The following is a 22,391-nucleotide window of genomic DNA, read 5'->3' as shown; positions in this document are numbered from 1 at the left end:
TATACTACGAATTAGTTCTTATCTGACAAAATCAATACTCCACGGGCTGGCACAACAGCAGAACCGCTAACCTTATTGCCAGTCAGAAGATCCGTACGCTCAGTAGCACCAATATCCGCACTCAAATCACCAGTGGTGTGGTTCAGCAAGAATAGGTAGGATACACCTTCCTTCACACGTTGCACAGATTCGATACCTTCCGGTGCAGTTACTAACGGCTGAATGTTCTTGTCGGCACACAGATTGGCTAAGAATCCTTTCAAGAATCCCGCTTCTGGGCTGGTAGCCACGTAATACGCTTTACCTTCACCAAAGTTATTCACCGTCAAGGCTGGCATTCCTTTATAGAAATCAGATCCGTACTCTGCCAAAACCTCAGCACCTTCGGCATGAATCAGATCGCAGAGCAGATCACATTTGTAAGAACCACTCAAATTGCCCCACGCTTTGTCCATCACAATCTCATTGCTCATCCCTGGCAGCAGTGCATCAATTTCCTCTGCCCAAATCCCGAGTACGTTGCGCAGTTCCCCAGGGTAGCCACCTACGGTTACGAGGTCGTTCTCATTAACAATTCCACTGAAATAAGTCGTAATGAATGTACCGCCTGCTTTTACAAAAGCTTCAACCTTCTCAGCAAAACCCGGCTTAACCATATACATCACAGGTGCGATTACAATCTCATATTTGAACAGATTCTCTTCTACACCGATCATATCGGCTTCAATATTTTGTTGGTAGAGTGCATCATAATATTTATGAATCTCATTCACATAATCCAAAGCTACGGATGGTCCGCTTGAAAGGTTGATGGCCCAGCGATTTTCCCAGTCATAAATAATCCCTACTTTAGCTGCACTCCGCGCATCCAATAGCTGATCTCCAAGCTGTCCCAGCTCTTTACCTAGCTCAGCGCATTCACGGAATACACGCGTATGCTCATGTCCGACATGCTCAATAACAGCTCCATGATACTTCTCACATGCACCAATTGAACGACGCAGCTGGAAGAACAGAACAGTGTCTGCACCACGCGCAACAGCCTGATAACTCCACAAGCGCATAACCCCTGGACGTTTCAAAGAGTTATATGGCTGCCAGTTCTGCTGGCTTGGCGTTTGCTCCATCAGCATGAAAGGTTGTCCATTCTTCAATCCACGCATGAGATCATGCGCCATGGCTGTAAAGCTGACCGGAGTATCGAGTGAAGGATAGTTGTCCCAAGAAATGACGTCCATATGTTTAGCCCACTCAAAATAGTCCAATTCATCATAAAAGCCCATCAAGTTAGTGGTAACAGGTACGTTAGGACTGTGCTCCTTAATCGCATCGCTCTCAATTTTGTAGCATTCCAGCAAGCTATGAGACATAAATCTACGGAAGTCTAATGAAATGCCTTGGAAGTTGGTGCGGTTGCCATCCCATTCTTCACTCAGCTCACTAGGCAGTACAATTTCTTCCCAATCATAAAACGTATGTCCCCAAAAACGTGTATTCCACGCTTTGTTTAATGCATCCAGAGAACCGTAACGATCCTTCAACCAGACACGGAACGCCGCTTCAGATAAATCAGAATAATCATAGTTACTGAACTCATTCGAAACGTGCCAAGCTACAAGCGCCGGATGATCTTTATAACGTTCAGCCAGCTTTCCTGCCAGCTTCGCTGCAAACTTGCGGTAAACCGGACTGTTTGGATTCGAGTTATGACGTCCACCGAACTTGCGTTTTCTACCCTTCACATCAACACGAGTAACTTCAGGATAACGATGAGCCATCCAAGCTGGGTGCGCTCCTGTACCTGTTGCCAGACATACGTAAGTACCATTTTTATATAGTCTATCCATTAATTCATCTAGTGATGAGAAATCATAAGTGTCTTCGGAAGGTTGGATCAGCGCCCAGGAAAACACATTAATTGTGGCAACATCAATTCCTGCCAGTTTAAACATACGCTCATCCTCTGCCCATACAGGCGCATCCCATTGCTCTGGATTGTAATCTCCACCGTACCAAATCTTAGGTAATTTATCGTTAATCACACATCGCACATCCTTTATAGTATAATTATATATATATTGTAATCGGTTAACCTGACGCTATAAATATAAAATAATCTTCCCATCATATAAGAATATGGAACTAAGAGGAGATGGAGTCATTGAAGGGAATCGTGCATCGTAGAATTGTGTTCCCCCATGAGGGTGGACAGGATCTACCTATCACATTAGACAGTATCGGTCACAATCATCAACAGGAAAAAGTATCCCGCTTAGATGGCTACGAAACCTATCATTGGCTCCAAACGGCGTCTGGTGAAGGGGTGATTCATTTTGAGAATAAAAGCTTCTCCCTTCCCGCAGGCAGTGGTGTATTACTTCTCCCCTATACTCCACATCGCTATGAAGCTTCGGCTGCTAACTGGAGCACCTCTTATTTAACGTTCGGAGGCAGCTCTGCAGGGTCTATTTTGGAGACGCTGGGGATGAATATGAATTCTTTTTACCGCTGGGAAAAAGAGGCGCCTCTCTCCAAGCTGCTAAGAGAAATACTTGATCAGTATGATGCCTCACAGGACATGTTTGGTCTGACTGCCTCCACTGATGCTTATCGCTTTCTGCTTACTTTAAGCAAATATGGGCAACTGCATAACAACACAACGATATCCCGCAATGTGGATAAGCTGCAGCCGCTTCTGAAATGGATGGACAGCTATTATGGTGATCCTGATCTCGGACTTAACGATCTAGCCGATCAGCTCGGCGTCTCAGGGCGATATCTCAACAATCTATTCATACAAACCTTTGGGCTATCTCCTTATGCCTATTTCGTACGGCTACGTATCCGTAAAAGCAAAGAAATGCTCGTAAGCCAGCCGGATCTTACTGTAAAAATCATCTCGCAGAGAGTAGGCTTCCGTGATGTTAGCCATTATGTTGCCACCTTTCGCAAGCAGTCGGGGACTACACCGGAGCAGTTTAGACGACTTCACTAATACTCTAAGGTGTACAGCTTAATCGCCTCCTGCGTAGTGAAATGTTACATAAGGTTTCGTATGATAGAGCTCATCGCTGTGTAGATCTCATTAGTATGGGCATGTACGAAAGAGTAACTGCATTTTGTACACTTAAATCAGCCTGTTCAGCACAAAATATCCATATAAGTGTATTCTGTGCAGTTATATTCTCAGCATTTGGCTGTGAACCGCGATACTTCGCATTATAGCTGCATTAAATACAACTAAATCCATTTCATAGCCCGAGAGCATAAAATAAGTGTAGAAAGTGCAGCTATTCCGCACCACACAAACTCACCCTCCACTCCAAACGCAGCATTCTTCACTGCACTAACTGGCTTGTCTCGACAGCTCTCCCGACCCAAGGAGTACATTTAATTGCACATCATGCAATCACATATCACAAATCTCAATCTCAATCTCAATCACAAGGGTTAACCCCCAAGGAGATAAAGCCCTCTCCCCATCAGCAATTACTTAAAATCTTTTACATCTCCAGAATATCCACACCATACGGCTCAAGCTGCAGTTCTCCTGAACAAATCGATTGATTCAGCAGACTGTTATACTCCTGTGGTAACGGGATCGTCACAGACTCCCGGCTCAAATTAAGCAAGAATAAGAAGCTTCCTTGATCTCCCGAACGTACAGAGGCCTGTACTCCATCCGGCAAACCCTCAAATCTAAACAGCCCCTGCTGTTTGGAAAGGCGCTCCAATAAAACTGACCAGAATCTCTCTTCCATATGAGTCCCAAAGTAATAAACCTGACCTTTTCCAAAAGCATTGACGGTTACAGCCGGAGTTCCACTATAGAAATCATCGCCATACCACGCAATCGGCCATGCCACAACAGGTCTCAGGATGTCGCACCACTGCGTGCATTCATATTGGTTACCCTCAGCATCAACGACCTTATGGGTTTCAGCACCTATTGGATCATACTCCAGCACTTCAACCCCTGTGCAATAGCTCAGTAGCCCCGGTAGTGGTTGCATGACTGCGATGTTATTTGTAGTTTTCACGCCACTTCGATTGGTAATAAGCAAAGTTCCGCCAGCTAGTGCAAAATCCTCCAAACTACGTACGATCTCCTCATCCAGCAAATATAAATTCGGAGCAATCACTACTTTATATCCATCCAGCGATTGTCTAAGATCGATAACATCGCAACCCACACCGAGCTTCGTCACCGCACGGTGTATCTGTTTAATATTCTCATAATAATCGAATCCTTCAGCCTGAGGCTGAATATCCAGCGCTGCTTTCTCTTCATGAGAATGGAGTATAGCTACTTCATTCTTTAGCGTCGTTCCAGTTAGCTTCTCCCCGAGTGTATTAACCTCATGGCATAACTGAGTGAACTCCGCAAACCTTCGTCCTGGGACATTGCTGTGATCAATCAGTCCGTGCCAGAATTGCTCTGCTCCCGCGACTGCACTACGCCAGCGGAAATGAACGACGGTATCCGCACCTCTGGCTATCGTCTGCCACGCATAAGCACGAATCATCCCAGGATACGGCGTTCTCCACATCGGCATCCAACAACCTGGTGAACCACTTAGCTGCTCCATGATCCAGAAGTTTTGACGTTTAATACCACGGGTTACATCTAGTGAAAGTGCTCCGCTATATGGTGTTGTCGCTTGCTTGGTTGGAGAAGTATTCGGATAATAGTCAAATGCAGCGACATCCAGATCAGCACCGACTGCGTACATATCCAGACGCTGTGGATAGCTATGAAAGTTATGAGTGATAAAATGCTGCGGACAAACAGACCGCAAAATTTCAATCTGCGTCTTCTGGAATGCTACCACCGAATCCCACTGAAACCGCTGATAATCTAGCAGGAATGATGGATTCTGATGTGGTGATCCGCCCAGTGGAACAGTAAGCTCATTCCAATCGCTATATTCTCCACTCCACACAACCGTTCCCCACTCTGCATTCACCCGATCAAGGCTGCCATATTTGGCTTTCACCCAATTGCGAAACGCTATATTACAAGCATCACAATGACAATCTAACATCCCGAATTCATTATCAGTCTGCCAACCAATAACGGCCGGGTGTTTACTATAGTGCTCCGCAAGTCGCTGCGTGATACGACTTCCGTATTCGCGCAAAGATGTACTATTATAGCAGCGGTGTCCGCGTACCCCTGGATGAAAGGTCTCTCCCTTCGCAAATACTGGCAGCACGTCTGGAAATTTCGTAGTTAACCATCTAGGAGGTGTAGCTGTGGGCGTACCAATCACAATCTGTAATCCATACTTATGAAAAAGATCCAGTGCGCGGTCCAGCCACCCGAACTGGTAATTGCCCTCCGCTATCTCTAACCGGCTCCATGCAAACTCGGCGACTCGAACTACCTTGACACCTGTTTCCTTCATTAATCTGATATCCGGTTCCCACAAGGATTCTTCCCAATGCTCCGGGTAATAGTCCACACCTATCTGAATAAGATCATATCGCTTCACCGGCGTCCTCTCCCCCTATCTTGTTATCACCAAAATAAAAGGCGCTCCCCGTCTCATAATGATGAGGTATACGGAGAACGCTTTGTTAACCACTAGTCCATTTTAATCTTCTTTATGAACGAGCTTCACTTATTTCTTAAGCTTGTCCCAAGCTGCTTGCATGCCTGTCATCCAGCCATTCACATCAACCTTGCCAGCGATCATCTGTTGAATCACACTAGCAAATTCTTGAGTTACACCATCAGGGAATTTAGAGGATTGCAAACCATATACTTTGTCTTCTTTTACATAGTTCCATACGTCAGATCCAAGCTTACCAATATCTTCTGGAGTTGCTTCGATGGTGGACAAAGCAGGGATGAATTTCCATTTTTTAACGATGTACTCTTTACCCATATCTGAAGTTACCAACCAGTTCAAGAATGTTTTAGCTTCTTCTTTAGATCCGGAATCTTTGTTGATAACAAGGTTTGCAGGAATACCTACAGTCATTTTGTCATTCTTTGCAGCATCTTCATTGATTGGCATAGGGAACATACCGATGTTCATGTCAGGTGTAATGTTATCAACAAGGGTTTGTGCCCAGTTACCTTCTTGCATCATTGCAGTTTCACCTTTAGCAAACATAGCCAAGTGAGTGTTAGCATCTGTAGTCAACGGATTTTTTTGTCCGTATTTCAAAGTCAAGTTGAGCAAGTTGCTCCAATCTTCAAACACTTTGTTACCTACGATTGTACCCGTACCGTCATTCAAGCTCTTAATGAAGCCATTTACATCATCTTGTTGAGCGAATGCTACGCTGATCCCTTGGTTACCAAGGAGCCACCATTCTTGATACGCATTACCAAAAGGAGTTACGCCAATCGCTTGCAATTTCTTAGCTGCATCTTCTAGTTGTGACAATGTTTTAGGAGTTTCAGTGATGCCTGCTTTTTCGAACAGGTCTTTGTTATATACAAAACCAATTCCTTCAAGGTTCATTGGCATACCGTACACTTTACCGTCTTTAGTCATTGGCTCTGCTGCCATAGGAATCAGATCTTTCACCCAAGGTTGATCGGACAGATCTTCCATCTTATCTCCCCAAAGCTCCATTTCAGCATATCCGCCATTTGAGAAAATGTCAGGCGCGTCGCCGGAAGCAAACTTAGTCTTCAGTGCTGCAGCGTAATCGGCACCACCACCAACGGTTTGAATATCCAGCTTGATGTTAGGGTGTTCTTTTTCAAATTCAACCTTAAGCTCATTAAGACCTTCAACGATTTCAGTTTTGAATTGAAAGATCTTAACCGTCTTTACTTCACCTTTATCTGTGCCAGCGCTTCCATTTTGTGAGTTACTAGAAGCGTTATTGCCTCCACCGCATGCTGTTAATGCTAAACTCATAGCCATTACTGCCGAAAGTGCAACTGCTGAGCGTTTCTTATTCATTATATTTTCCCCCTTAAGATAGTGGACTACTTATGAAATATTTGGAACGGAGGGCTCGGTGTTAACCTTTCACCGAGCCAGCCGCTATTCCCTCAACAATGTAACGCTGCATGAACAGATAGAAAATGATAATTGGAGCAATCCCGATTACGAGAGCTGGAAGCGCCATATCCCATTGTTTGGTGTATTGACCAAAGAAGGAGAAGGTCGCCAGCGGAATGGTCCGAAGTTCTGGTGCCTGAAGAATCAAGGAAGGCAGCAGATAGTCATTCCATATCCCAAGTGCATTAAGCACGATCGTTGTCATTACCATTGGCTTCAGCAAAGGAAGTACTATGCGGAAGAATACAGTAATCGGATTACATCCATCAACTGTAGCCGCCTCTTCAATTTCAAGCGGAACGGACTTGATAAAGCCGTGGAACAGAAAGATTGCCATTGGAACACTGATCCCTAGATTCGTGATAATCAAACCCAGGAAGGAGTTGTTTACTCCCATTACATTTACAACTTTCAAGATTGGAATCATGATCGTTTGAAACGGAACAACCATTGCGGCTACGAACAACAGTAACAAAAACTGATTAAATTTCGTATTCGCCCGAACCATACGATAAGAAGCCATCGCACTAAACAGAGAGATTAGAATAACACTGATAACCGTTATGATAACCGAATTTCGGAAAGCTTCACCGAAACGTGCCAATTTCCAAGCACTTGTATAGTTCGACCACATAAATGTCTGTGGCCAGCTTGCAGCATCACTCAGAATTTCACCGAAGGATTTCACTGAGTTTGCTAGCAAGAAATAAAATGGAGACAGGAAGAGCAGGGCCAGAAGAATCATCAACACTTCCACGCCGATATTCCATCTGCTTTTTGTCTTGGCGTTCATTAAGCTTCTACCTCCTTGCTCTTCGTAATACGGACTTGAATCAGGGTGATAATCGCCACAATAACGAAGAACAGCAGCGCTTTAGCAGTACCCAGACCGTAACGATTGTTCAGGAAGGCTTCATTGTAAATATTCATAGCAACCGATTCAGTAGATTTGAACGGTCCACCTTTCGTTAAGGAAAGGTTAAGGTCGAACATTTTGAAGGACCAAGAAATGGCCAAGAACAAACCAATAGTTACAGCAGGCATTATTAATGGAACTACAATGTTGCGTAGTACCTGCCAACGAGAGGCACCATCAATATCAGCCGCTTCCAGGACTTCTTTCGATACGTTACTGAGAGAAGCGATGTAGATAACCATCAGATAACCGGAAGACTGCCAAACAAAAACCATTACAATCGCCCAGAAGCCGGTTGTTGCATCACCCAGCCAAGGAAGATTAAAGAACGACCAGCCCGTGAGTTCTCCCATTGTTGCGAACCCTTTGATGAAGATAAATTGCCAGATGAACCCGAGCAGCAATCCCCCAATAACGTTCGGCATAAAGAAGATCGTCCGAAGCATGTTACGTGTCTTTAATGGTTTCGTTAACAGATAAGCTAGGAAAAACCCTACCACATTAGTCAAAATTACACCTAACACAGTAAATCTTACGGTAAACCAAAAGGAAGACCAGAAGTCGGGGTCATTCGTAAATATAGTGGTGAAGTTTTGAAATCCGACCCAACTTACATTACCGGATACACCGTTCCAGTCTGTGAAGGAGTAATACATCCCCATGATAAATGGGATAATCGTTATTAAGGTAAAAAACAAAACTGCAGGACCAACGAAGAATACCTGTTGACCTAACTGGGACAACTTAGTGCCGCGCATTTATTGTCCCCCCCTTTCTTTTGCTCACTTACTTGTTTATGCTTTATACACATATTATCTGTTTTTTTGAGCGCACCTCACACCTACGGAAGTGATCTTTCAGGTGTAAAATATTGATCGGATGTGACAAATTTCGATGAAATGGAACACAATTCGCACAAAAATGATCGTTTTCATCCTACTTCCAACACTAATTTGTATTATGGCCACGATGTTTATAAGCTACCACTTTAGTACTCAATCCTTAAGAACAAGAGCAGTAGATGAGAATACGAACCTTCTCTTTCAAGGTACTAGAAACATTGAAAGTCTGATTCAGGAAATCAATCGACTCTCCCTTATCGTCTATTCAGATTCAGAATTCTACAGATCTCTCGAAGCTGGATACGAGGATATGCTAGCAAATGCAAGAATTTATTCTTCTCTGAATTACATTTCATCATCTATGCCTGACATATCTCAGGTCTATTTATACGGTGTCAAGGACAGCAAAGCCACTCTGCTCACCCAAAATACACCGAAACGTTGGCAGGGTGTTCCACCTTATCCTGACTCCAAGATCACTACCGATTCTGCGGTATCCTTACAGAGTACGCATTTAAGTCATAGCTACGGCCTAACGGCACCGATCCCGCAATTTATACCGGAGCCAGTGTTTACCTTACACAGAAGAATCGAAAGAGTCCCTACCACAAAAGCGCTTGGCTACCTGTCGATTGATGTCAAGCTAACGGCTCTAACCGACATCATCAGTCAGTTATCTGATCAGAAGCAGGAGAAAATCTGGCTGCTGGATGGCAACGGAAACATTGTCTACGGGGACAATAGTGAAGAATACGGCAAGAAACTGAATGCAGCTTGGTACGATACGAATATCAGGGACAAGCAAAGCTCACAAGGATACTTTGAAGAGGACAAAGCTATGTTTATCTACCAGAATATCGAAGGTCCAGGGTTAAATTGGACGCTGGTGAAGCAGATTCCCGTATCTTATCTTTTCCGAGAAGCCAATGAGGCGGCAACGATCAATATAGCACTGATGGTCCTGCTGCTGATTACAATTACAACGTTAACGATCCTAATCTCTTTTCGAATCACCGCCCCGATTAAGCAGTTGACCCGCTATATGAATCAGGTCCAGACCGGGAAGCTTGATATCGATATCCGTCCCATGGGCAAAGACGAGATCGGTGTCGTTACAGAACGGTTCCGCAGTATGATGGATACGATCAACAATCTGATCCTGAGAGAATACAAGCTGGAATTAACTAATAAAACGAATGAATTGCGGGCTTTGCAAGCGCAAATCAATCCGCATTTCCTTAACAACACCTTGCAGATCATCGGTACGCTTGCCTTGGAGCTTAAAGTACCCCAAATCTACTCTCTTCTTTCTGCACTAGCGAAAATGATGCGCTACAGCATGTACAATGAGGAGAAGATTGTCACGGTTAAGGATGAACTGGATCATGTCAAAGCTTACATCGAACTACAGAAGGAACGTTTTGAAAATAAATTCAGTTTCCGTTACGATATGGAGGAAGCTCTTTTAGAGACATTTATGCCTAAGATGATTCTGCAGCCTATTGTAGAAAACTATTTCAAACACGGTTTTAACCATTCCCGCTCAGACGGATTTGTTGAGATCACCGCGGCCAAATTGGGCGACAAGCGAATGGAAATCTGTATTCAAAACAACGGAAATGCTATCCCTTCAGCGAAACTGGATCTTTTGCGGCAGAAGCTTCAACATTCCACTAGAACAGATATAGATTTATTAAGAAATACAGAGCAAGACAAGGAAGCTACAGGATCTGGTATTGGTCTGCCGAACGTTCTGGCTCGGCTCAAGCTCGTATGCGGAGATAGCGCCATCTTGACGGTGGACAACCTCCGAGCAGGTGGAGTGGTTGTAAGACTGGAAATAGACATTATAGCGGAGCGTGAGACGATATGAAGGCGTTAATTGTTGATGACGAGGCGAGAGTTAGAAAAGCTGTTAGACTTCTTGTCGACTGGGACGCACATCAAATCAATGAAATTCTGGAAGCCGGAAACGGAAATGAAGCTATTGAGATCATTCGGCAAGCGAAACCAGCCTTGGTCATTATGGACATGATGATGGAATCCGGTAATGGCGTGGAATTAATGACATGGGTTAACGAATTTGCCGGCAACATCAAATTCATTGTGGTCAGCGGACATAATGATTTCGAGTTCGTGCGCCAGACTGTTCGTCATGGTGGAATTGATTATATCCTTAAGCCCATTGAAGCGGAGGCAATCAATGTAGCAATCGCTAAGGCAGTGGCTGCTTGGCGTTCAGAGGAAGCTGACCGTAGAGAACGACAGAAGCAGAACATTCAGCTTAATGAGTTCAAGCCCATCTACGGAGAAAAACTGCTATCCGCGCTAATCGATGATCCGATCAACTCGGAATTATCTCTTCGAAGGTTGCGAAGCGATGGCATTATCCCGGAAAACGTCCTCTCTTCGCGCCTAATACTTGTGCAGATAGATACAGGAAATAATCTCCTTCTTAACCGTTTTGGAGGAGACACCGGTCTCCTGAACTACGCTATCGTCAATATTTGTAATGAATTTTTGCAAGGTCAGCGTAAGGGTGTGGCTTTTCGTTACTGGGGAGGTCCTTCGGAGATTGCCATCATTCTATGGGATATCCAAACGTCTGTTGTCGAGCTTATAGGGAGAATTAATCAGGGGATCTACTCTACTTTGCAGGTCCGAATGCATTTCGGAATTAGCTGCATCGGCAGCCTGCCTAAGCAATTATCTTATCAGCGTGCAGAGGTGGCTGAGGCCTTACAGCGTAGAAATTTATTAATTCATGAGGATTACTGCCATTTTTCTACTTCCTCCGAAGAGTTTAAAGAGCGCAATGAAACCGCAAAGACAGAAATTCAAGGACATGCATCGCCGACGATCTTCGCACATGTGAAGGAAGATTGGAAAATGGCGGTCATCAGCGGAAGCACTGATGTATTGTCCGCGGCAGCACAGCACTGGGTGGACGAGCTTAGCCGATGCGGAATTGTTACACCAGAGATTCTAAACTCGTGGAAGAATGATGCACTCTTATTTCGTTCCCAGTTGGTACGGGAAACGTTAGGCCCTGATGCCGATAGCGCACTAGCCGAGTTAGAACAGGCCGATCAGCTTCACCCAGCTCCTTATACGAATGGTTACTCGTTCTCCTTATTTGCTTGGCGTGACTGGTCATTTGATCTGATGGAGCGAATATCAGAAGTGATAGCCGCTAAACAAGCTAAAGAAAGCAATCCTATGCATGATATCGTGAAATATATCGAACTTAATTATGCCTCTGATCTATCCTTGCAGGAGATTGCCGGAAAGTTCTTTGTTAGCCGCGAATATATTTCACGCCGATTCAAACAGGAATACGGCATTAATTTCTCCGATTTCATCGTTAACGTCCGGATAGATAAAGCTAAATTGCTTATGCAGAACCCTCGTCTAAAGCTGTCGCAAATTTCCGAAATGGTGGGGTTTCATGATGTGAAGTATTTTAGCAAGGTATTCAAGAAACAGGTTGGTGTATCACCCAAGGACTATCGAAACCAGTTTAAAATTTAATTAATACCACGCTACCAGAAAACGGTTGTCTCCTTTATGGAAGACAACCGTTTTCTCGCAGAAATATAAAGATAATGTATAGCGTGAAACTTATATTTTCTTATATTTTTAAAAAGGCGTCCGCGACCGTCTTACCGGCTATGCCGTTCGGATGCGGGTCGTCTGTTCCACTCATAAACTCTGGTCTGATCCGGTGATCGTCTGGTGCAGGCAATGACAATAGGCTTGCTATATCAAACACCCGGCTCACACCTATAGGCGGATTAGACAAAATCTCACGATTCACCTTGCGCCAAGTTTCTTCTCTTTCACCCTGAAAATTGAACGGTGGCACCGTACTTAGAATAATATTAGCTTCAGCATTTGCCCCCTTGATCTTAGAAATAATGGTCTGCAAGTCACCAAGAACCTCGTCCGCCGAACGGCAGCCAATATCAATATCATTTACTCCGAGTACGATCATCACTTCATCACTTTGCTTAGTTTTGTTTAGCCATGGACCATCCGCGGCGACATCATAAGCTCTAGCCCAGCCAGAGCCAAGATTCCATACACCAATATCCGTGCCAAGGCCATCCGCAATTCTCGCGACCCAATATTCGTACTCATCCTTTAATGTCCGCACACCTTGAGTAATCGAATCCCCCAAGAATATTAGTTTCTTGGTAACAGATTTCTTATACCCAATGAAGCTTGGCAGTACTAAAAGATTATCAGACGCTGTAAAACCATCCGCTGATTGCTGTGCGGCAAGATTTCCGGGCGCGTCATAAGCTGAAACTAGCATCCCTTCAACATTGAAAGGAATCGATTTACCTGCAGTGAGTGTCTTAATCGTCCACGTAAACGCCAAGTAATGACCCTCCGGCAGAACAATGCTTGTCTCATCACTCCAGAAACATTCGCTAGCCGCAACGGTTTTTGAGGCTTTGCCCTCAAAGGTAAGCGCATGCTGTGTATTTTCAGTTATCGTTCCGTCTGGTTCTGTTCCTCCGTCAGCGATATAAGCTGTCTCGATAACCCAGTCGCCTCCAGGTTCACTGCCTACAGCTTCTTGCCCTTGATCCCATGTAGAATCCACCGCGTTGCTATGCCAGAACTTTAACTTCAACGTACCATTTTCCCTTAAACGAATATAAGTCCGGAAGGTATGCGTAAACGCTTCTTGCCTATTCATTATAAAATTCGCTGCAGTTGAAAGAACCGTTGCTGAGGTATATTCCGTCTGGTTCAATACTCCACTTCCCTTTGTTAAATTAGTATCCATAACGTTCCCCCGTTATTCAGTAAGATTGTAACACTAAAACCTCTCCAATAAACCAAGGGAACAGATCATCCACCCAGTTTACAAGAGAGGTTATGGCTATATCAATATGCTTTAAGAAACAATCTTATTTCAATGTAATCGTAAACGATACGGTTTTTGCACCTGCGTTTACTTTTACTGTAGTTTCATCTACTTGCTCTGCACCTTCTACAGAAGCGATAGCTCCCAGATCTTTAAGTGAAAGCGAGAATTCTTTACCGCTACCTTCCGCAGTAACTGTTACCGTACTGCCTTTACGGTCAGCCTTCACAGTCAATTCAGGAGCACCTTTGAGATCACGAACGGTTGCAGAAGTCGTAGTGCCATCTTCAAGTGAATATAAGCCGAATTTAACGCCATTCGCATAGTCGTAATCCGGTTTGTTATCCACACTGCCGATTGCCAGCAAGGAATTCTGGCGAACGAATAGTGGCAGGCTAAAGAAATCATATTTCTCTTTGCGCCATGATCCACCTTGTACGGTTTCACCAGTAAGCAAGTGAGTCCAGCGACCAGCCGGCAAGTAGTACTTCGCCTCGCCGTTTTCTTGGAAGATTGGGGCTACAAGCAAGGATTCACCTAGCATGTATTGACGATCCAACACTTCGCAAGTAGGATCTTCCGGGAATTCCATAACCATAGCCCGCATAGAAGCCCAGCCATGTTCATGAGCCTGTCCTGCTACATCATACAGATAAGGCATCAAGCTACATTTGAGTTTGGTGAAGAAACGGGTAACATCACAAGCTTCGTCATCATAAGCCCAAGGCACACGGTACGAAGTGCTACCATGCAGACGGCTGTGACTGGACAATAGTCCAAACGCCAACCAGCGTTTAAATACATGTGCCGGAGCCGTGTTCTCAAAGCCACCGATATCATGACTCCAGAAACCGAAACCAGACAATCCTAGAGACAATCCACCGCGAAGGCTCTCTGCCATGGATTCATAATCTGCGTAGCAGTCACCGCCCCAGTGAACTGGGAACTGTTGGCCACCGGCAGTTGCAGAACGTGCGAACAATGCCGCTTCATTTTTACCAAGCTTCTCTTCTAGCACTTCAAATACAACCTTGTTATACAATTGAGTGTAGTAGTTGTGCATTTTCATCGGATCAGATCCGTCGAAGTAAACTACATCTGTAGGAATACGCTCGCCGAAGTCTGTCTTGAAGCTATCTACGCCCATATCTACCAAATCACGCAGGTAGCCGGCATACCATTCACAAGCCGCAGGGTTGGTGAAGTCCACCAGTGCCATACCTGCTTGCCACAAATCACATTGATAAACGTCACCGTTAGGTTTTTTGAGCAGATAACCATTTTTCTTGCCTTCTTCAAACAAGCGGGAACGTTGCCCGATATAAGAGTTGATCCATACGCAGATCTTCAGCCCTTTATCTTTCAGGCGTTTCAGCATGCCTACTGGGTCAGGGAATACACGCTCATCCCACTGGAAATCGGTCCATTGATATTCACGCATCCAGAAACAATCGAAGTGGAATACGCTCAGTGGCAGATCGCGCTCTGCCATACCATCTACGAAGGAGTTTACGGTTGCTTCATCGTAGTCGGTAGTGAAAGAAGTCGTCAGCCATAGGCCGAATGTCCAAGCCGGAGGAAGTGCAGGTTTGCCAGTAAGTGATGTGTAGTTGCTGATAACTTCTTTGACGGTAGGGCCATCAATCACGAAGTATTCTAAGCTTTCTCCAGCAACGCTGAATTGCGCTTTTTTCACTTTTTCCGAAGCGATCTCATAAGAAACCAACTCAGGGTGGTTAACAAATACGCCATAGCCTTTGCTGCTTACATAGAAAGGAACATTCTTATAAGCTTGCTCGGAGCTAGTACCACCGTCTTTGTTCCAAAGATCTACGGTCTGTCCATTCTTTACAAAAGCGGTAAAACGCTCGCCCAAACCGTAAACGAATTCACCTACACCAAGATCCAGCTCTTCACGCATATACGTGTTGCCGTCTTGATCCGTGATATAAGCCATGGACTTGAAACCGCTGCCTGTAATTCTCTCGTCTCCACGATAGAAATCCACAGCCCATTGTTGGCCTTTGCGAATCACTACACGCAGTCCGCCGCTGATCAGCACAGTCTCGGAATCGTTTTCTTCAATCTTAACGTGATCTCCAGTACCTTTCGTGAGTTCGAAGACTGGACCGCGTTCTTGTACGCCATCATGATGAATAATCTTAACCCCTACCACACCTGGAAGCGGGGAATGAAATTTTACAGTAAGCAGGGTTGAATTCAGCGTCGCTGAACGCCCTGTGATTGGAGTTGTTTGAGTAATTGCTGTTAATCCATCTGGAGTCTTTTCTACAACATAATTTTGAACTGCACCGTTAATCGTGATACCATCACGCACCAGCCAGAGACCATCAGTAAATTTCATTGTGTACTTGCCACCTTTCAATTTGGTGTTTATAGTTGCATTATACCGATAAAAAATAAACAAAACTAATACTATATAGCTCATTTATAACACTATTTTGATGTTTTATCCGAAAGGAGTGGCATTTATGGACCGTACAACCCAGAGTTTGCTAAAAGAAGACAGAGTGCATGGCGATAGCATGTTTCCGCTTGCAGCTTATTGGATAGAATTACCGGCTGGAACACATGTCCTCGATACCCATTGGCATGAAGAAGCGGAGTTTTTTATGCTGCTCGAAGGAGAAATTCTGTTTCAGGTGGATACCGAATATTTCCCACTTAAAGCCGGTGAGGCTGTATTTATCGAGTCTGGTGATATTCACGCTGCCTATGTACTGAACGAAGATACGCCCTGCAAATTTTGTGCGCTCGTGTTTCTTCCTGATCTTCTCGCTAGTGCCCAATATGATACGATCCAGCAGAACACCATCTTACCCCTTCAGGAGAAAAGACAAAGCTTTCCTCGCCACCTAACACCGGCTGTGAAATGGCAGCATGAACTTCTGCGACACTTAGAACGCATGATGGACGCCTACGCTGCGCAATCTCCCGGGTTTGAAGCTTTTATTAAAGGCACGTTACTCATCATGCTCTCGTTGATTGCTCCAGAGGATCGTTTTGTAAACCGCAGCCAGCTGGATGACGCTGATACTACTAAGATCAATCGACTTAAGAAGATTATTCTCTATATTCAGGATAACTATCAGGAGCCGATTAGAACTCGGGACCTCTCCGACCTTATCCCCATGAGTGAAGGACAGTTCTGCCGTTTTTTCAAAGAAATGACCCGTAAGACTCCAGTAGATTACATTAACTCTTACCGAATTCGCCAAGCTGCCGATCTACTTCAACAAAGTAACAGAAAAATATCCGACATCGCATTCGAGGTCGGATTTGATAATGTGAGCTATTTTATTAAAGTGTTTCGCAGAGCGATGAAATGCTCGCCTTCGGAGTTTAGGAAGGGGTCCCGTTGACATCTTGTTGTTCGACTTCTATTCATCGGTCGCTTCTTGAATCCAAACTGTCATCTCACCAATCCCGCGGTTTGCCCAGGTAAAGTATGGGATGAATTTCAACTCCGCAGGTTCCATGCTCCAGAGAGAATCACTGCGGTATAGTTCATCCGCCCATTCCTCCGTGGGTTTCATACGCTGTCCGGTTGCCCGAATCACTTTCACGCCTCCTGGGGAGCCCATCTGTTCTGAGATCGTAAACTCCGTCTTCCGTGGAAGCTGAAGCTGATACAAACCTTTACCGTTATCCACCTGCTCCATGCAATATACGAACGGCCCGCGCTGCAGTGCGACTTTGCTAAACGTCTGTCTGACTTGCGGATGACTCTTCATAATCTGAACCGGCATAGAGAATGAGATTTCAACCTCTTCTCCGGGTTTCCATTCACGAGTCAGCTCGATATAACCATTCTTATCTCCTGCAAAATAAGTCTTGTTCCCTCCATCCACTGTAACCTCAGCTTGGTCGCACCATTCCGGCATACGAAGTGCGAGCGTGAACTCACTAGTCTGTTCAGGAGTGATAATAAATCTGGATTTTCCTTCAGAGATGTATAGAGACTGTTGCTCAATCCTAACCGATGCCCCGTTTATTACGGCTTCCAGCTGCCCGCCAATGTAAAGCTGCACATAGATAGAAGCATCTTGAACGGTATAGACATACTGTCCGAGCGAAGCGAGTAGGCGAGAGACGTTCGGAGGGCAACAAGCACAGCTGAACCACCCCTGACGTTCGGCCTTCACATGGTTATAATTTTTATTTTTACCAAGTACCTCCGGATAGACCTCCAGCGGATTCACGTAGAAGAATTTCGTCCCGTCCAGTGACATCCCGCTAATTACGGTATTGTATAACGCCCTCTCCATCACATCTGCATATTTGGAGTCTTGGTGCAGACGCAGCATACGCTTGGCGAAAAATATCAGTCCAACTGATGCACAAGTCTCAGCGTAAGCTAAGTCACCTGGTAAGTCATAATCGGCAGTAAAAGATTCTCCTTGCTCCATTGAGCCAATGCCGCCGGTGATATACATTCGTTTATTGACGATGTTATCCCATAATTCGCAGCAAGCTGCCAGCATTCCAGCATCCCCGGTTTCAGCAGCGATATCTGCCATCGCTGTACACATATAAACCAAGCGTACCGCATGTCCTTCAGCCTTGCCCTGTTCTCTCACAGGCAGATGAGACTGACTGTACTGATGATCGTGAACCATCGACAATTGAGGAAAATGTAATCCTCTTCCCCTCTTCTCCCACTCCTGCTCAAAATAATGAGGTTTCTCCCCCCGCTGATCCAAGAAATAGCGACTCAGGTTCAAATACTTCTCATTACCTGTGGCATGGTACAGTTTGACGAGAGCCAGTTCAATTTCCTGATGCCCATCATAACCCTTCAGCTTCCCTGGCTCCTGTCCAAATACCGTATCTATGTAATCCGCAAACCGCGAAACGGCATCCAGCAGCTTTCTTTTACCCGTTGCCTTATAATAGGCTGTCCCAGCTTCAATCATATGCCCTGCACAGTATAGCTCATGGCATTCCGCCAAATTACTCCACTCACGACCTGGTTCCTTAAGCGTGAAATAAGTATTAAGATACCCATCCTCCCGCTGAGCCTTGACGATAATATCAATAACACCGTCTACGACCTTCTCCAGCACAGGATCACGTTTTTCCTCTATTAAATAGGCTGCTGCTTCTAACCACTTGGCCACATCGCTGTCCTGAAACACCATGCCGTAGAATTCGCCCTGCTCAAGTCCAGCGGCGATTTTAAAATTGTGAATGGCATGACTTGGCTCTGCACCTGGTATACGATCGTTCAGCGCCTCCCATTGATAGGGAACCATAACCTCACGCACTAGACGAATATATTCTGACCAGAACGGGTCCTGAATTTGATTTTTTCTTACCTCGTGTGTTGCAACTGACTGACTCATGTTAGAATCTCCTCTCTTCTCTGTAGGGTGTAAATTCACACTACATCTGGTCTATCCCTTGACTCCGCCAACCGTCAATCCTTCAATAAAGAAACGCTGGAAGAACAGAAACAGAAGTAAAATAGGCAGGATGGCTAACACCGCACCCGCAATCAGCGCATCATAATTGTTACCTAGTGGGGACACAAAAGAAGCGAGCCCAATGGGCAGAGTGAATTGTTCGGTTGTCCGTAGCACAATAAGTGGCCACAAGAAGTTATTCCAGCTGTTCATCGCTTGCAGAATCGTAATTGCACCAAAGGCCGGAGCCATCAGCGGCACCATGATTCTGAAGAAGATCCCGTATTCTGTGCATCCGTCTATTCGACCAGCATCCATGAAGTCTCGCGGTAGACCCAGTGCAAACTGGCGAAAGAAGAATATCGGCAGCGGCGCCACCACAAACGGCAAGATAACGCCCCAAATGGTGTTAATCAGCTTCAGTGAGATGGTCAATTTATAAAGTGGAAGAATAATAATCTCCACCGGAATCATCATTACAACAAGAACGAGCGTAAAGATCAGGCTCCGGCCTTTGAATCGGTACATTCCTAGCCCGTAACCTACCATGGAGGAGAGCAGCAAGCTCAACAATGTAAAGAGTGTTGTAATCACTGCACTATTCTTATACCATGCAAAATAATTACCTGCCGCACCCACACCTGAAAAAATACTCTTATAGTTATCCAAACTCATCAGATTGAAATCTAGCCTGACATTCAATCCATAGCGGAATAATTCTGTAGCCGGTTTAAGGGATGCTAGAAATAATGCATACAATGGAAACAGCATGAACACTGCAAGAATAAGGAACAAGAGTAATAGTAGTATGGAGGCCGCAGAAAATTTATTTTTTTTGTTATCCTGCATCATCTTATTCCTCCTTCTTAAACAAGCCGGTAAGTGTTAATTGCACCAAGCTGACCACCAGTGTAATCGCCAGCAGTGTAATGCCAATTGCCGCCCCAAAACCGAGATCGAAATACTGGAAACCTTGTTGATAGATGTAACCTACCATTGTAAGCCCGATATTTTGCGGCGATGGCTTACCCGCCCACAGCATATAGCTTTCTGTAAACATGGCGTAACCGCCATATATAGTAATCGTCACGACATACACCGTGATCGGTTTCAAAAGTGGAACCGTAATCCTCATGAATTTACGCATTTTACCTGCACCATCGATTTCAGCTGCCTCATAGAGTTCACCGGGAATACTCTGCAGTGCAGATAAGAAGTACAGTACATTAATGCCGATCCATCGCCAGCCCGCCAGCACAAGCAGTGCAAACATTGCTAGATTCGAACTATACAACCACTGCTTGCTCTCGAGCCCAAACAAATGAAGAATCGTGTTCATCAAAGCCCCATCCAATTCACCGAAAATGAGACGGAAGATCACCCCAGCAACAACTACGGAAGTCAAAGCAGGAATAAATATAGTCGATCTAAAAAAATTACTTGCTACCATTTTCTTCGAATTCAAAAATACAGCCAGCACCATCGGAACTGGTATCAGAAGAAGCAACGTCCAGAGTGTATACCTCGTGCTGTTAAACAACGCTGCCCCGAAATTTTCATTCCATAGCTTTTCATAATTATCTAAACCCACGAAGGATGTTTCTCCAGGTAATACTTCCTGAAAGCTCATGATGACAGCGTTAACCAGTGGATAAGCAAAGAAAATAAGAAAAGACAAAATAAAGGGTAACACGAATACATAAGGCGCTATTTTTTGCGAATTGCCCAGTTGATATCTTCGCTTTGTAGTGTGAACGATCTCCCTTTCTATTTGCATAACGTTACCTCCAGTCGGGTTAAATCCCCCCACATCCGCGGGTTCTTTCGTCTACTTATTGTCTGTCACCCCGGGTCTCGTACTCGCTCACTTATAACGGTACTCTTTATCGTGCAGGGGATGACAGACAACCAATAGAACATGATGCTTTATGATTCCTACTTCAGACTGGCCTGCACGTCTTTAAGTACTTGGGCCGGATCTTTCAGATCTTTAAAAATTTCTGGCATCGCCTTATTGCGAACGGCATCAAATACTTCAGGTGATTTCTCACGGATATTGACTGGAGCGATCTCATCTTTAACGCTAATGAGCGTATCAAAAATATCATTCCCAAAATAATCAGTGAATTTATTCGCTTCTTTCATCGCCGGATCTGTCCATACATCCGTACGAATCGGGTCAAACCCGAGCTGCTTCCAAATTTGAATGTTGCCTTCTTTAGACAATTTGGCATAAGACAAGAATTTCTTTAGTAAAGCCTCTTCTTTGGTTTGGTTCGTAATAGAAGTTGCTGTACCGCCCATCCCTGCTGAACGATTACCGCCTTCTTCCCATGCTGGCATTGGACGAATAATCACTTTTCCCTTCAGATCAGGAATATGGTCTGTAAAGCGATTCATAAACCAGAAAGGCATAAATACTGAAGCTGCACTGCCGGAATCCATGTATCCAAAATACTCCTCAGTATCGTGACCCGCGCCCGGAGCTACAGCAGCAACACCCTCCTTCACTAGCTTTTGAAAGAACTCCATCGTCTTCACATTAATCGGATTGTCAACGGTTACATTTCCGTCCGCATCCACTTGGTCTGAACCCTGTTGACTAATCGCTGGCCACCAAGACCAGTTTCCGTTCCCTTCAAAGGTAATCATCGGCTTGCCTGTTTTCTCAAGCACCTGTTTACCTGCAGTTTCCATATCACTCCACAGCTTAATATCATCTGCGTTCACACCGGCTTGATCCAGGATTTCCTTGTTGTAGTACATTACAGTTGCGCCTACATGATAATCAATCCCGTAATAAGTGCCGTCTTTACTGTATATGTCTACTCTCGATTTGACGATATTTCCGAGCTCAGGCTCCAGTATGTCGTTCAGAGATACAAGCTGCGGTTTCCCTTTCATGAAATTCGGAAATTTACTTTGCTCAATATCAACTAAATCCGGTGCACCCACGCCTGATTGCAGTGCCAACAGTAGCTTGGTATGCATGTCATCATAAGGAATGGTTGTAGCTTCTAGAGCAATCTGTTCATCCGGATGACTTTCATTCCAACTGTCCGCCATACTCTCATAGAATTTTTGGTGCGCATCCACAAAGGTCCAGAAGATGACTTTTTTCGGTTCCGTCTTAGTGGCGGTATCTTTACTCCCCTTGCTTTCGTTCGTTTTTGCTGGCTGGTTGTTTGAAGTTTTTTCTTTATTTCCTCCACCGCAACCGCTGAGCCCCATAACTACAATCAACAATATAACCATCGTGAAAAGTGATGCCTTTTTCATTCAGCTTCCTCCTTGAATGAT

15 protein-coding genes are annotated in these 22,391 nt (G+C 44.8%); 4 read left to right on the top strand and 11 right to left on the bottom strand.

Annotation, left to right across the window (positions count from 1 at the left end; all coding sequences use genetic code 11):
* Positions 1 to 11 precede the first annotated feature (11 nt).
* Positions 12 to 2,042, bottom strand: coding sequence for a beta-galactosidase (locus tag MKX60_RS23715; protein ID WP_076283847.1), 2,031 nt, complete (start codon positions 2,040 to 2,042; stop codon positions 12 to 14).
* A 119-nt stretch (positions 2,043 to 2,161) separates the two neighbouring features.
* Here MKX60_RS23715 and MKX60_RS23710 point away from each other — a divergent pair, with 119 nt between their 5' ends.
* Positions 2,162 to 2,995 carry an AraC family transcriptional regulator gene (locus MKX60_RS23710; RefSeq protein ID WP_341061185.1) on the top strand — a complete coding sequence of 278 codons (834 nt, stop codon included), beginning with the start codon at positions 2,162 to 2,164 and terminating at the stop codon, positions 2,993 to 2,995.
* Between the two features lie 508 nt (positions 2,996 to 3,503).
* Here MKX60_RS23710 and MKX60_RS23705 read toward each other — a convergent pair.
* The 4 genes from MKX60_RS23705 to MKX60_RS23690 form a co-directional block, all read right to left on the bottom strand.
* On the bottom strand, positions 3,504 to 5,495 hold the full coding sequence (locus tag MKX60_RS23705; RefSeq protein ID WP_341061184.1) for a beta-galactosidase: 1,992 nt from the start codon (positions 5,493 to 5,495) through the stop codon (positions 3,504 to 3,506).
* Positions 5,496 to 5,624: 129 nt separating this feature from the next.
* Positions 5,625 to 6,926 (bottom strand): ABC transporter substrate-binding protein, encoded by a 1,302-nt coding sequence (locus MKX60_RS23700; protein ID WP_042185065.1) that lies wholly within the window; start codon positions 6,924 to 6,926, stop codon positions 5,625 to 5,627.
* 61 nt (positions 6,927 to 6,987) lie between these two features.
* Complete coding sequence (locus MKX60_RS23695) at positions 6,988 to 7,821, bottom strand: carbohydrate ABC transporter permease (protein WP_042185063.1); 834 nt, start codon at positions 7,819 to 7,821, stop codon at positions 6,988 to 6,990.
* Positions 7,821 to 8,702, bottom strand: coding sequence for a carbohydrate ABC transporter permease (locus tag MKX60_RS23690; protein ID WP_076283845.1), 882 nt, complete (start codon positions 8,700 to 8,702; stop codon positions 7,821 to 7,823). The genes MKX60_RS23695 and MKX60_RS23690 overlap by 1 nt, the downstream gene beginning before the upstream one ends.
* Positions 8,703 to 8,838: 136 nt before the next feature.
* Here MKX60_RS23690 and MKX60_RS23685 point away from each other — a divergent pair, with 136 nt between their 5' ends.
* Together MKX60_RS23685 and MKX60_RS23680 are read left to right on the top strand one after the other, a co-directional pair.
* Positions 8,839 to 10,659 carry a cache domain-containing sensor histidine kinase gene (locus tag MKX60_RS23685; protein ID WP_341061183.1) on the top strand — a complete coding sequence of 607 codons (1,821 nt, stop codon included), beginning with the start codon at positions 8,839 to 8,841 and terminating at the stop codon, positions 10,657 to 10,659.
* A complete protein-coding gene (locus MKX60_RS23680; RefSeq protein WP_341061182.1) occupies positions 10,656 to 12,317 on the top strand; it encodes a helix-turn-helix domain-containing protein in 1,662 nt (553 codons plus the stop codon). Before MKX60_RS23685 ends, MKX60_RS23680 begins: the two co-directional genes overlap by 4 nt.
* A 100-nt stretch (positions 12,318 to 12,417) precedes the next feature.
* Here the strand turns inward: MKX60_RS23680 and MKX60_RS23675 are convergent, their stop codons facing one another.
* Together MKX60_RS23675 and yicI are read right to left on the bottom strand one after the other, a co-directional pair.
* Positions 12,418 to 13,584, bottom strand: a complete 1,167-nt coding sequence (locus MKX60_RS23675; protein WP_076299103.1) for an SGNH/GDSL hydrolase family protein — start codon at positions 13,582 to 13,584, stop codon at positions 12,418 to 12,420.
* A gap of 124 nt (positions 13,585 to 13,708) precedes the next feature.
* Positions 13,709 to 16,030, bottom strand: coding sequence for an alpha-xylosidase (gene yicI, locus MKX60_RS23670; RefSeq protein WP_341061181.1), 2,322 nt, complete (start codon positions 16,028 to 16,030; stop codon positions 13,709 to 13,711).
* Between the two features lie 127 nt (positions 16,031 to 16,157).
* On the opposite strand from yicI, the gene MKX60_RS23665 reads away from it, so the two are divergent.
* Positions 16,158 to 17,048, top strand: coding sequence for an AraC family transcriptional regulator (locus MKX60_RS23665; protein WP_076299101.1), 891 nt, complete (start codon positions 16,158 to 16,160; stop codon positions 17,046 to 17,048).
* An 18-nt stretch (positions 17,049 to 17,066) separates the two neighbouring features.
* On the opposite strand, the gene MKX60_RS23660 is transcribed toward MKX60_RS23665, so the two are convergent.
* The 4 genes from MKX60_RS23660 to MKX60_RS23645 all read right to left on the bottom strand — a co-directional run bounded on the left by MKX60_RS23660 (position 17,067) and on the right by MKX60_RS23645 (position 22,370).
* Positions 17,067 to 19,031 (bottom strand): glycoside hydrolase family 127 protein, encoded by a 1,965-nt coding sequence (locus MKX60_RS23660; RefSeq protein WP_341061180.1) that lies wholly within the window; start codon positions 19,029 to 19,031, stop codon positions 17,067 to 17,069.
* A 51-nt stretch (positions 19,032 to 19,082) separates the two neighbouring features.
* Positions 19,083 to 19,943 carry a carbohydrate ABC transporter permease gene (locus tag MKX60_RS23655; protein ID WP_149646412.1) on the bottom strand — a complete coding sequence of 287 codons (861 nt, stop codon included), beginning with the start codon at positions 19,941 to 19,943 and terminating at the stop codon, positions 19,083 to 19,085.
* Position 19,944: 1 nt separating this feature from the next.
* Positions 19,945 to 20,868: a carbohydrate ABC transporter permease gene (locus tag MKX60_RS23650; protein ID WP_081382818.1), complete on the bottom strand. Its 924-nt coding sequence runs from the start codon at positions 20,866 to 20,868 to the stop codon at positions 19,945 to 19,947.
* Positions 20,869 to 21,026: 158 nt separating this feature from the next.
* On the bottom strand, positions 21,027 to 22,370 hold the full coding sequence (locus MKX60_RS23645; protein WP_341061179.1) for an ABC transporter substrate-binding protein: 1,344 nt from the start codon (positions 22,368 to 22,370) through the stop codon (positions 21,027 to 21,029).
* Between the last annotated feature and the right edge of the window lie 21 nt (positions 22,371 to 22,391).

Source organism: Paenibacillus sp. FSL R5-0914 (genome assembly GCF_038004525.1).
GTDB lineage: Bacteria > Bacillota > Bacilli > Paenibacillales > Paenibacillaceae > Paenibacillus_AQ.
Note: the sequence above shows the minus strand (reverse complement) of the source record. Positions and strands in the feature narration are given on the sequence as shown.

Excerpts from the sequence above, each read along its gene's own strand:
- MKX60_RS23700 (WP_042185065.1), bottom strand. The coding sequence starts at position 6,926 with ATGAATAAGAAACGCTCAGCAGTTGCACTTTCGGCAGTAATGGCTATG.
- MKX60_RS23695 (WP_042185063.1), bottom strand. The coding sequence starts at position 7,821 with ATGAACGCCAAGACAAAAAGCAGATGGAATATCGGCGTGGAAGTGTTG.
- MKX60_RS23690 (WP_076283845.1), bottom strand. The coding sequence starts at position 8,702 with ATGCGCGGCACTAAGTTGTCCCAGTTAGGTCAACAGGTATTCTTCGTT.
- MKX60_RS23685 (WP_341061183.1), top strand. The coding sequence starts at position 8,839 with ATGAAATGGAACACAATTCGCACAAAAATGATCGTTTTCATCCTACTT.
- MKX60_RS23680 (WP_341061182.1), top strand. The coding sequence starts at position 10,656 with ATGAAGGCGTTAATTGTTGATGACGAGGCGAGAGTTAGAAAAGCTGTT.
- MKX60_RS23675 (WP_076299103.1), bottom strand. The coding sequence starts at position 13,584 with ATGGATACTAATTTAACAAAGGGAAGTGGAGTATTGAACCAGACGGAA.
- yicI (WP_341061181.1), bottom strand. The coding sequence starts at position 16,030 with ATGAAATTTACTGATGGTCTCTGGCTGGTGCGTGATGGTATCACGATT.
- MKX60_RS23665 (WP_076299101.1), top strand. The coding sequence starts at position 16,158 with ATGGACCGTACAACCCAGAGTTTGCTAAAAGAAGACAGAGTGCATGGC.
- MKX60_RS23660 (WP_341061180.1), bottom strand. The coding sequence starts at position 19,031 with ATGAGTCAGTCAGTTGCAACACACGAGGTAAGAAAAAATCAAATTCAG.
- MKX60_RS23655 (WP_149646412.1), bottom strand. The coding sequence starts at position 19,943 with ATGATGCAGGATAACAAAAAAAATAAATTTTCTGCGGCCTCCATACTA.
- MKX60_RS23650 (WP_081382818.1), bottom strand. The coding sequence starts at position 20,868 with ATGCAAATAGAAAGGGAGATCGTTCACACTACAAAGCGAAGATATCAA.
- MKX60_RS23645 (WP_341061179.1), bottom strand. The coding sequence starts at position 22,370 with ATGAAAAAGGCATCACTTTTCACGATGGTTATATTGTTGATTGTAGTT.